Here is a 12,246-nt window from a genome sequence, read left to right on the forward strand (position 1 = left end):
TTATGCTATAATGCTCATAGTTGCGACAAAAAATGGAAGCTAAGGAGTAAATAATGTTAAAAGAAAAATTCCTTTTTAAAGAAGGAAAATATGAATTAATTGTTGAATTAGGTACAATGGCTAATTTAGCAGAAAAATCAGTAAAAATTACTTATGGAAATACAGTTGTATTAACAACTGTATCATATAATGAAGTTATTAATAATCAAGATTTTTTTCCATTACAAATAGTTTTTCAAGAAAAGTTATATTCAGTTGGTAAGATTCCAGGTGGTTTTTTAAAGCGTGAAGGTCGACCTAGTGAATATGCAACACTATGTGCTAGATTAATTGATCGTTCAATCCGTCCATTATTTCCAAAAGGTTTTGTTAATGAAGTGCAAGTTGTAAATAATGTTTTTGCGTTAGATGATGCTTGTGATGTTAGAGTAAATGCAGCTTTTGGTACTTCACTTGCTTTAGGATTAAGTAGTTTGCCATTTCAGGGTCCTAGTGCTACTGTTGTTGTTGGTAAAATAAATGATGAACTTGTCCTTAATCCAACACAAGAGCAATTATTAAATTCAAAAATGGAATTGATTGTTGGTGGAACAAAAGATGCCATCAATATGGTTGAAGCTGGATGTCATGATATTTTAGAAAAAGATATGATTAAAGCATTAAAATTTGCACATGAACATATTATTAAATTAATAATTTTTCAAGAAAGTATCATTGAAAAATTAAAACCAAATAAATTTAAACCACAGTTAGCATTAATTCCTGTTAATATTGAACAATTTGTAGAAACAAATTGTCAATCACAAATTAGTAAAATTAGTACTACTGTTGATAAAAAAAGTCGAAGCAACTTGATTAAAAATTTAGTTGAAGAAACATTTCAAAGTTTTAAAAATAAATTTAATCAAGAAGTTTTAAATGTTGGTGAAGAAACAACTATTCATAATTTACGCAAAAGTATTGATCAATTATTACAAAAAGCAATGCGTACTATGATTTTAAAAAATAATGTACGAGTTGATGGACGAAAAGCAGATGATATTAGAAAATTAACAAGTATGATTGATGTTTTACCTATTGTTCATGGTAGTGCAATGTTTACTCGTGGTGAAACACAAGTTTTATCAGTTTTAACTTTGGGTGCACTTGCGGAACATCAAATTATTGATGGATTAGGTAAAGAAGAGTATAAACGTTTTATTCATCATTATAATTTTCCTCCATTTTCTGTTGGTGAAACCGGAAGAATGGGTGTTCCTTCACGACGTGAGATTGGTCATGGCGCCCTTGGTGAAAAAGCATTATTACAAATTATTCCTCTTGAAAAAGATTTTCCTTATACAATTAGATTAGTATCAGAAGTATTAGCATCAAATGGTTCAACTTCACAAGCAGCAATTTGTGCTTCATCAATGGCATTAATGGCTGGTGGTGTACCGATTAGAGCTGCAATTGCTGGTATTGCCATGGGTTTAATTAAAGAAGAAAAAGATTTTACAATTTTAACTGACATTCAAGGATTAGAAGATCACTTAGGTGATATGGATTTTAAAGTGGCAGGAACAGCTAATGGTATTTGTGCTTTACAAATGGATATTAAAATTACTGGTATTGATTTTAATATTATTACACAAGCTTTAGAAAAAGCCAGAATTGCGAGATTACAAGTATTAGCAAACATGAATGAAGTAATTAAAAAACCTAGAACTACATTGGCACCTAATGCTCCAAAAATTATTCAAAAGTTAATTCCAATTGATAAAATTCGTGATATTATTGGTGTTGGTGGGAAAGTTATTAATAAAATTATTACCGACTGTGATAATGTTAAAATTGATATTGAAGATGATGGACGATTGATGATTTATCATAATGAACAATCAGCCATTGATAAAGCTTGACAAATTATTGAAAGTATTGTTAATCCTGTTCAAATTAAAATCGGTTCTGAATTTGATAGTAAAGTTGTAAAAATTGTTAATTTTGGTGTTTTTGTTAATTTACAAGATAAGATTGATGGTTTAATTCATATTTCAGAATTTTCAAAAAAATTTAATAAACGTATTGATAATTTAAATAATGTCGTTAAAATCAATGATATAATTAAAGTTCGAGTAATTAAAGTTGAAGATAATAGTAAGCTTAGCTTAGAAATTATTGATAAATAATTTGAAACTATTTTTAATGAAAATTAATTACAGTTTTATTATTAAATTAGTGTTAAAATACTAATAACATAATATAGCAGCATCTTGGGAATTTAACTTAAAGTTTTAATTTTTATGTTCTTCTAAGATATTAAATTTTATAAAATAAAAATAAAGAAAGTAGAAAACTGGTGAAAACATGGCAAAGATAAAAGTATTTGCTCTGGGTGGATTAGATGAACGTGGTAAAAACTTATATGTTGTTGAAGTAAATGATAAGATATTTGTATTTGATGCCGGCATTAGACTCCCAGAAAGAGAAATTTTAGGAATTGATATTATTATTCCAGATTATACATATTTAAAAGAAAATAAACATCGTATTCAAGGTATATTTATTTCAAAACCATCTGATGATGCTTTTGGAGCACTACCTTATATTTTAAAAGATTTTAATAAAATAAAACCCGAGTATAAAGTTCCAATCTTTACTAGTAAACTAACTGATTTTATGATTAAGCAGAAATTAGAACGTTTTCGTTTTATTAATCAAAATGAAATTATAATTAAAACTATTGAACCCGAACAAAAAGTATCATTTGGTAATGTTGTTGTTAAAACATTTAAAACAACTACTTCAATTCCAGGTAGTTTAGGTTTTGTTCTAACTGTAAATAATGGTGAAAATATTAAATTAAATGAAACAATTGTTTATACGGGTGATTATATTTTTGATGGTGAACATCGTAGTGATTTTACTACTGATATTCAACATTTAGCTAGTGTTTCTAAAAATGATGTTTTATTATTAATTAGTGAAGCAACATGTGCCAATAGAAAAGCTTTTACAGCTCCTAAGCATAAAATTCAAACTATTATTGAGCCAGTATTAAAAGAAGCACCAGGAAGGGTTATTCTTGCATGTTATGATCAAGATTTATATCGTGTTAGTGAAATTCTTAATGCTATTAAAGAAACTGACTCTAAACGTAAAATTGCAGTTTATGGTGCAACTTTATATGATATTTTATTAAAAGTTAATGATTTAAACGCTTTCAATATTGATAAATCACAAATTATTAATTTAGCACAAACAATTGGTACTAAAGATACAGTAATTATTGTTACTGGTAGTGGTGAGCGTTTATTTACTAGAATGAATAAAATTGCTATTGGTAATGATGATTATTTAAAACTTGAATCCCAAGATACAATAATTTTAGCAACTCCACCAATTCCAGGAAATGAATTGGCTCATGCAGCCTTATTAGATGACTTAGCACGTACTGATGTTAAAGTTATTAATATATCAGAAAAACAAGCTTGAAGTTTAAATGCTTCTTATGAAGATATTAAGTTAATGGTTAATATTATTGAACCAAAATATTTTTTGCCAGTTAAAGGTTTATATAAAGATTTTGTAGCAGCACAAGCAGCAGCCATTGATGCTGGTGTATTACATAACAATGCTTTAATTCATGATAATGGTGAAGTTATTACTTTTGAAAATGGTAAATTAATTGATAATTTTGTTAAACAGTATGTTGCACGTCCTTCTCGTTTTAATGATAAAAATGCTACTAATAAAACAACAGATAACTTAATAAAAACTGGTGATGTATATGTAGATGGTATTGGTGTTGGTGATATTGGTTCCATTGTTATTAGTGAAAGAAAACAATTACAACGTGATGGTATTTTAATTACAGGAGTGACAATAAATCGTAAAACTAAAGAAATTGTTTCTTTAATTGATGCACAAATGCGTGGTGTTGTTTATTTAACTAATAATGAAGAAATGTTGAAAAAATTGCAAAACATTATTATTAATGTTATTGAAAAATATAAAACTAATAATGCTTTTAGTCTTAGTGAAGTTAAGACTAAAATGAAAAATGACTTACAAGATTATATTAAAAAAGAAACTGGTAAGTTACCTATGATTTTAACAGTTGTTAATGAAATTTAAGGTTAATGATATTATCATTAACCTTAACTTATATAATTTTTCATATTTAAACTAATTTTAAAATTTATATAATGTTTAGTAAATTAGAACTAGTTTAGAAAATTACTAAAAGCTATTGAAAATAATTTATAGTGCATTTAGTAAAAAAACATGAAAATTATTGCTGGAGAATTTGAAAGTAATAAAAAAATTTCTTCAACTGGTATATTAGTTTTGGTTGAAGAAATTTTTTATTTTATTAATTAAAAATCTAATAACTTTGTAAACTACATTATATAAATTAATAGAAAAATTTAAAATTTAAAAATTTCATGGATTATAATGTCCTTTACCTTTTATTTTTGCTGCATTTTCTGCTTCTGCACGTTCTCTTAATTCTTTAGTTCGATCTTCTTTTAATTTTTCTTGAAAAATTTTTTCTCGTTTTTCTTCTCTTTCTATTCTTTGTTTTTCCATATATTCATTTGCTTCTTTTACACGTTGGCTTTCTTCTTCAGCTTTTCTATTTTTTTCTTCTCTTTCTCTTTCTTCTTTTTGTTTTTGTCTTTCTTCTCTTTCGGCTTTTAATCTAGCTTGGTCTCTTTCAATTTTTCGTAGTTGTTCTGCTTGTTTTTCAGCTTCTCTTTGTCTTTCTTGTTCTTCTTTTTTATTTTTATTAAAACCCCACATTGTTTATGTCCCCTTTAAAATTAGAAAATAAAAACCCATTTTACTTTAAATAAAGCAACGGGTAAAACTTATATTAAGTTTACAATGATTATATAATATTATATAAATTAATTGTTAAATAAATATAAATAAGAAAAATGATTTATTTTAAATTTTTAAAATCTAGAAAATAATGAATATGAAATTTAAATAATACATTTTTTATGATAAAAGTATTAAAAAATTAATATTGTTTTTTGCAATAATAAATCAAAAATCGATTATAGAAAGATATTACATATATCAATTATGTTATACTATTTTTATAAGTTATTTTGTGGAGAATGTTAAGAGGTGATGTTCTTATGATTAAAAATGGCATTAAAATATCAAAATCTCAATCTCGTGGTGATGAAGTTGGATTACTTTTTTTCTTATTAGTAATCTTCTTTTTCCTAATGGTTAGTTTAACTAGATTTTCAATAATTGGTAAAGTACTTGATGATTTTCTTTTTTCTTTTTTATTTGGGTGAATGAAATATGCTGTTTATTTCTTTCTTTTTTTAATGATTATTCCTTTAGCTTTTGGTTATCGCATGCAATTTAAATTGAAGTATATTTTTGTTTATTTTTTATTTTTAGTGATTAGTTGTTGGACAACGCAAACTTTAACTTTAATAATTTTAGGAAAGAATAATTTATGAACTAGTTATTATAATTTAAACCTATTAAATATTAGTGAAATATACGTTAAAACATGATGAAATACAAATGGTATAAATAATTATCTAGGTTTTTTTGCTTCACCAATTTCTTTTAAAGATTTTAGTGTTGAAACCTTTTTTCCAGCATATGCTACTGGTGGCATTATTAGTAATGTTTTAATAGGTATTTTTAATTATGGTTTTTTTGTTACTAATTTAATTGCAAATTTTATTAGTATTTTTTCTTTAACTTGTTTATTTATTTTTAATAAACCTTTTATTTTCTTTAGCAAAATGAAACAAATTATTAAACAAATTATTATTAATAATAAAAATAAAAAGCAAAAAAATAAAATAAATGCTGATTTAAAACAAAAACATATTAAGTTAAAAAAAGAAAAATTATTAATTGATAAACAAGTTAAAAAATCTTTTAGAAAAGAAAATAGTTTTAATAAGGAATCAAAGAAGGAACCGCCTATATCACCAGTAAAAAAAGCAGAAATAAAACAAAATGAAATAAAACAAAATGATAATAGTGACATTATCAATAAACCTTCTTCGCCTATTGTTTATTTTAATGAAAATAGTTATTTAACTCCTTTTGGTAAAATTGACCCTGAAAAACAAAAAGATGTAATGAGTAATAGCAAAGGTACTCTGGTAGTTAAAAAAAGTTTAGAAGATAGTATTTTAAATCGTGAAATTCTTAATGATAACGAAACTATTATTAATAACGAATCATAAGTAATTAATAATGAATAAAATTAAGAATTTACTTTAGGATAAAACATTATATTAATGTTAAAATCAAAGTATCTTTTAATTTGTTAATAAATTTAGGTGAACTAATGGCAGAAAAATCTTTACTACAAATGAAAATTAAACTTTTACCTAATATTGCTGGATGTTATTTATTTAAAGATATACATAATAATTTAATTTATGTTGGTAAAGCTAATTCATTAAAAAAACGAGTAACTTCATATTTAAATAAAGCCAGTAATTTTAAAACAATGTTATTAGTTAATGATATTCATGATGTTGAATACATTACGACATCTAATGAAAAAGAGGCTTTAATTTTAGAACAAACATTGATTAAAAAACATCATCCTAAATATAATATTTTGTTAGCAGATGATAAAAAATATCCTTATATTCAAATTACTAATAATCGTGATCCACAATATCGTTATGTACGTAGTGCTACTAAAAAAGAGGGACATTATTATGGACCATTTCCCGATGGTACTGGTGCGCGTGAAATTTTAAAGTTATTGGAACGAATTTTTCCATTACGAAAATGTGCTGGTAATCTTGGTAAACCTTGTTTATATTATCATTTACAGCAATGTTCTGGTGCTTGTTTTAAATCGGTACCTATTACTTATTATGAAGATATGATTAGTAAAATTGATCAATTTTTCAAAGGGAATGTTACTGCTGTTAAAAAAATATTAATTAATAATATGAATATTAGTGTTGAAAACTTACAATTTGAAAATGCTAATCGTATTAAAATTTTGTTATCAAAAATAGATTTATTTTTATCACAACAAGTTGTTGAGTTTCAAGATTATGGAAATCGCGATTTTATTAATTTTTTAATTGAAGATGAAATGGTTGTTTTAATTACTTTATTTTATCGTAATGGTGAATTGCAAGCTAAAGATGAACAAATAGTTCAAAATAATTACTTAGAAATTCAAGATTTAATTCGTAATTATTGTCAACAACTATATAGTAAAAATACATTGCCAAATGAAATATATTTACCATCAAATATTGATTTAAAACAATTAAAATTATTATTTCCACAAATAAAATTTATTAATCCAATTAAAGGAACAAAAGAACATATTTTAACATTGGCAAAAACCAATGCCATTTACGCATGAAATAATTATTTACAAACTAATCAATTTAATGCACCGTTAAATATGATGAAAGTATTATCACAATGATTAAAAATTCCTAATTTAAATCATTTAGAGGTTTTTGATGTTTCTAATCTTCAACAAAGTGCTAGTGTTGGCGGTATGATTGTTTATAAGAATGGTAATCCTAGTTTTAATGATTATCGCAAATTTTTATTAGATCCAAAAATTATTGATGATTATCATCGTTTTTGTGAAATGATTTATCGTAGATATCATCACTTAGTTATTAATAAATTGCCACTTCCTGATTTAATTATTGTTGATGGTGGAAAACCACAAATTAGTGCTACATTAGAACAACTAACATTATTAAACTTAACAATTCCTATTATTGGATTAGTTAAAAATAAAAAACATCAAACTGATAAAATTATAAATGATAAAATGCAAATTATTAATATTCCTAAAACTGATGCTTGTTTTTTATTTTTGAGTAAATTACAAGATCAAGTTCATAATTATGCAATTAAATATCATAAAACAAAACGAAGTCAATCAATGATAAGTAGTGTTTTATCATCAGTACCAGGAATTGGTTTACAATTACAAAATAAAATATTACAGCAATTTCCAACTTGACAATTATTGCAAAATGCTACAAAAACAGAACTTTCATCATTAGTTAAATCAAAAGTAATTTTAGAAAAACTATGAAAAGAATTACATAGTTTTGAATAATATATTATTAAGAAATAAATAATAACGTAAATAAGATATTTATCTAAGTTACTAATGTAAAAATATCAAAAATTAGATAAAAAATATCTTAATGTTTTAAGATATTGAAAATTTTAAGGTATTGCTTTCGTTTGTGAAAGAATTTTGCATTTGTAAATCGATACTACTAATATGTTCTCAACTTTCAATACTATTTTTATCTTTTGGCATATAATAGTCAATAATTTTTTTTCTATTTTCACTGGCATTTTTATTAATTTCTTTTTTTTCAATTGGATTTCAATTTGGAGATGAAGGAATTAATTGTTTTATAAATACTTTATTTTTATAAGTTAATTGATGTTCTTTTTTAATAGTCAAAGTATTTTTTGATTGTAATAACATACAAGCATGATTTCATGCCGAATTTCCTGAATTATCTTTATAATCAATATCAACTGGTCATTCATTTATTAAATAAGTTACTAATTTTTGTCAATCATTTAATACTGCTATATGTAATAATGAATAATTTTCTTTTCCAAACTTGATAATATTAATAAAATCTTTTTTTAGAGAATGATTATTAAGTTCTGAATTAATATTTTTAAGTTTTTGATTTAAATTATGTTCATAGTTATCAATGATTTCAATAATTTCTTCTTGATTATTTTTTCAAATTTCATTATCATTTTGATTATCTTTTATTTCATTAGTTTTTTTAGTTGTTCATTTAAAGCCTTATTAATGTTTAGTATCATTTCTTTAGCATTTATTAAATTTTCTGCTTTTAGTTGATTTAGTTGATTTATTTGCTCGATTATTCTTGCTATTTTTATATGGTTATTTTTATTGGCCATCATTAAAGCTGTATTACCATTTTGATTTGCATAATTAAGATTAGCGTTATTTTCTATTAAAGCATTAGTAATTTCTAAAAAACCATTTTCAGCAGCTATCATTAAAGGACTATAACCAGATTGATCTGAATAATTAACATTAACATTTTTTGTTAGTAAAGTGTTAACTATTTCCAAATAACCTTTTCAAGTACTTCATATTAAAACTGTATCACCTTTTTCATTTACATAATTAATATTGGTATTATGTACTATTAAACTATTAACTATATTTAGATAACCATTTCGCGCGCTTCATACTAAAGCATTATTATTCATTTGATTTGTATGATCAGCATTAGCATTATGCGCTATTATAACATTAGCTATATCTAAATATCCGTTTCTGGCGGCTCACTTGAAAGCAGTGTAACCTTCTATATTTTCATGATTAATATTAATATTATGTTGCATTATTAAGCTATTAACAATATTTAAGTGTCCGTTTCTAACGGTTCATATTAAAGCTGTATCACCATAACGATTTTCATGATTAATATTAGCAAAATTATCGATTAAGAGATTAATGATTTCATGGTGTCCGTTTCTGGCGGCTAAGATTAAAGCGGTTTCATCATTATCTTCATTTATATGATTAACATTGGCATTATGTGTTATTAATACATTAACGATATTTAAGTGTCCATTTTTAGCAGCTAATAATAAAGCAGTTTCATTACCATTATTTTCATGATTAATATTAGCGTTATTTTCTATTAGTGTATTAACTATTTCAATATGATTATTTTCAGCAGCTAATAATAAAGCAGTATTACCAAATATATTAGCATGATTGATATTAGCACCATTTTCTAGTAAAGTTTTAACGATATTTAAGTGTCCATTTCAGGCGGCTAGTGTTAAAGCACTAAAATTATTTATAGTTAAATAATTAACATCAGCACCATTATTTGTCAGTAAAATATTAATTGTATCTAAATCACCATTTCAAGCACTATTTATTAATTTTTCATTTAAATCGTCATTCATTTTTTTCCTCCTTTAACAATAAAAACCCATTTACTTTGTAAATATTAAAATAAATAAGCGATAAAATTCTATAATCTTTATAAGATTATTATATTTATTTTTTTTATGATTCAAATATTAACTTTTAAATTAATTAAAAGTTAATAGTTTTTTTATATTTATTTTATAACTGTTTTATTAATAATTAAAAATTATTAGATAAATATTTATTTTAAATGTATTATATTAAATTTTGTATAGAAACCTTTAACTTTAAATTATAAAATTGATTTAGTTCTTTTATCGACATTATCTTTAAATAAATAAATATATGATAAAATGAAAATGAAATAAATTGTAGTAAGGAGTTTTTTTCATGGCAAATAAACCAAAAAGCAGTGTTTATAATGAATCATCAATTCAAATTTTAGAAGGTCTAGAAGCAGTTAGAAAAAGACCTGGAATGTATATTGGTTCTACTGATAATCGTGGTCTTCATCATCTAGTTTGAGAAATTGTTGATAATGGTATTGATGAAGCATTAGCTGGCTTTTGTACTAGTATTGTTGTTACTATTAATTTTGATAAGTCAGTTACTGTTGAAGACAATGGTCGTGGTGTTCCAACTGGTATGCATGCTTCAAAAAAAAGTACTCCCGAAGTTATTTATACGGTTTTACATGCTGGTGGAAAATTTGACACTAATAGTTATAAAACCTCGGGTGGTTTACATGGTGTTGGTGCTTCAGTAGTAAATGCTTTAAGTAATTGAATGATTGTTACTATTCATCGTGATAAAAAAATTCATGAAATTAAATTTAAAAATGGTGGTAAGATTGATCAAAGTTTAAAAATGATTGGTAGCACTTATAAAACAGGAACTAGGGTACAATTTTTACCTGATTTTCATCGTGTTTTTCTAGGTTGTGATTGAAATGTTCATTTATTTGAACAACATTTACGTGAAAGTGCTTTTTTAATTAATGATTTAAGTATTCAATTAATTGATAAGAGGACAGGTACTGAAGAAACTTTTCATTATGAAAATGGCTTAGTTGCTTTCATGCAATATTTAAATAAAGATAAAAAAAATTTATCACCAATTGTTAGTTTAAAAGGTAAACAAAATAATATTGACGTTGAAATTGTATTACAATATACTGAAGATTATAGTGAAACGTTAGTAGGGTTTGCTAATAATGTTAAAACTGTTGATGGTGGAAGTCATTTAGTTGGTTTTAAAAGTGGTTTAACGAAAGCTATTAATGAATATGCAAGAAAACAAGAATTATTAAAAGCAAAAGATAAAAATTTAGAAGGTAATGATTTGCGAGAAGGTTTGGTTGCTATTGTTTCGTTGCGTATTCCTGAAAATTTAATTCAATATGAAGGTCAAACAAAAGGTAAATTAGGAACGCCCGAAGCAAGAATTGTTGTTGATAATATTGTTAATGAAAGATTTTCATTTTGACTTCACGAAAATAGTGATGCTGCTAAAAAAATTATTGATAAAGCCATTAAGGCTCGTGATATTCGTAATGCTTTAAGAAAAGAACGCGAATCATTGCGTAATAAAAGTAAAGATACGCAAAAATTTTTAGTAGGTAAATTGGTGCCTGCACAAAGTAAAAATCCTAACATTAATGAATTATTTTTAGTGGAAGGAGATTCCGCTGGTGGCAGTGCCAAGTCAGGTCGTGATCGTAAGTTCCAAGCGATATTACCGTTAAAAGGAAAAGTAATTAATGCCGAAAAAACTAAAGTAATTGATCTTTTTAATAATGAGGAAATTAGTATGATTATTAATGCGATTGGTGCTGGTGTTGGTAACGAATTTAGTATTGAAAATTGTAATTATAATAAAGTCATTATTATGACTGATGCCGATACTGATGGTGCCCATATTCAAATTTTATTACTAACTTTTTTCTATCGTTATATGCGAGATTTAATTACTTCGGGTAATATTTATATTGCATTACCGCCTTTATTTAAAATTTCTTTTAAAGAAGAAGAGCAAGAGAAACATGTATATGTTTGAAATGAGTTAGAATTAAAAGATAAAGTTGAAACAATTAAAGGTAAATATGACCTGCAACGTTATAAAGGTTTAGGAGAAATGAATGCTGAACAATTATGAGAAACAACTATGGATCCAAATGTCCGTCAATTAATTAAAATTACTATTGAGGATGCTCTATCAGCAGAAACAGAAATTCAAATATTAATGGGTGATAAACCAGAAAAAAGACGAAAATGAATTGAAGAAAATATTTCTTTTGAAGCTAGTGATTATTAAGAAAAAGGAGT

Annotated in this window: 8 protein-coding genes; 5 read left to right on the forward strand and 3 right to left on the reverse strand. The window is 24.9% G+C overall.

What is annotated here, in order from left to right; all coding sequences use genetic code 4:
* The first annotated feature begins 53 nt into the window (after nucleotides 1-53).
* Nucleotides 54-2,168: a polyribonucleotide nucleotidyltransferase gene (locus AACL03_RS01750; RefSeq protein ID WP_338959181.1), complete on the forward strand. Its 2,115-nt coding sequence runs from the start codon at nucleotides 54-56 to the stop codon at nucleotides 2,166-2,168.
* Nucleotides 2,169-2,346: 178 nt separating this feature from the next.
* The gene (locus tag AACL03_RS01755) at nucleotides 2,347-4,116 is read left to right on the forward strand and encodes a ribonuclease J (protein WP_338979593.1); all 1,770 of its coding nucleotides are present in this window, start codon (nucleotides 2,347-2,349) and stop codon (nucleotides 4,114-4,116) included.
* Between the two features lie 300 nt (nucleotides 4,117-4,416).
* On the opposite strand, the gene AACL03_RS01760 is transcribed toward AACL03_RS01755, so the two are convergent.
* Entirely contained in the window at nucleotides 4,417-4,785 is a 369-nt protein-coding gene (locus tag AACL03_RS01760; RefSeq protein WP_339038981.1) for a hypothetical protein, read from the reverse strand.
* Nucleotides 4,786-5,129: 344 nt separating this feature from the next.
* Between AACL03_RS01760 and AACL03_RS01765 the strand changes: the two genes are divergently transcribed.
* Nucleotides 5,130-6,215: a hypothetical protein gene (locus tag AACL03_RS01765; RefSeq protein ID WP_339038983.1), complete on the forward strand. Its 1,086-nt coding sequence runs from the start codon at nucleotides 5,130-5,132 to the stop codon at nucleotides 6,213-6,215.
* A 104-nt stretch (nucleotides 6,216-6,319) separates the two neighbouring features.
* Nucleotides 6,320-8,089 carry an excinuclease ABC subunit UvrC gene (gene uvrC, locus AACL03_RS01770; protein ID WP_339038985.1) on the forward strand — a complete coding sequence of 590 codons (1,770 nt, stop codon included), beginning with the start codon at nucleotides 6,320-6,322 and terminating at the stop codon, nucleotides 8,087-8,089.
* Nucleotides 8,090-8,185: 96 nt separating this feature from the next.
* On the opposite strand, the gene AACL03_RS01775 is transcribed toward uvrC, so the two are convergent.
* Complete coding sequence (locus tag AACL03_RS01775) at nucleotides 8,186-8,473, reverse strand: hypothetical protein (protein WP_339038987.1); 288 nt, start codon at nucleotides 8,471-8,473, stop codon at nucleotides 8,186-8,188.
* A 299-nt stretch (nucleotides 8,474-8,772) separates the two neighbouring features.
* Complete coding sequence (locus AACL03_RS01780; protein WP_339038989.1) at nucleotides 8,773-9,957, reverse strand: ankyrin repeat domain-containing protein; 1,185 nt, start codon at nucleotides 9,955-9,957, stop codon at nucleotides 8,773-8,775.
* A 355-nt stretch (nucleotides 9,958-10,312) separates the two neighbouring features.
* Here AACL03_RS01780 and parE point away from each other — a divergent pair, with 355 nt between their 5' ends.
* Nucleotides 10,313-12,235 carry a DNA topoisomerase IV subunit B gene (gene parE / locus AACL03_RS01785; protein ID WP_338959197.1) on the forward strand — a complete coding sequence of 641 codons (1,923 nt, stop codon included), beginning with the start codon at nucleotides 10,313-10,315 and terminating at the stop codon, nucleotides 12,233-12,235.
* Nucleotides 12,236-12,246: the final 11 nt, after the last annotated feature.

This window comes from Spiroplasma endosymbiont of Andrena trimmerana (assembly GCF_964019575.1).
In the GTDB taxonomy this organism is placed as follows: Bacteria; Bacillota_I; Bacilli_A; order Mycoplasmatales; family VBWQ01; genus Spiroplasma_E.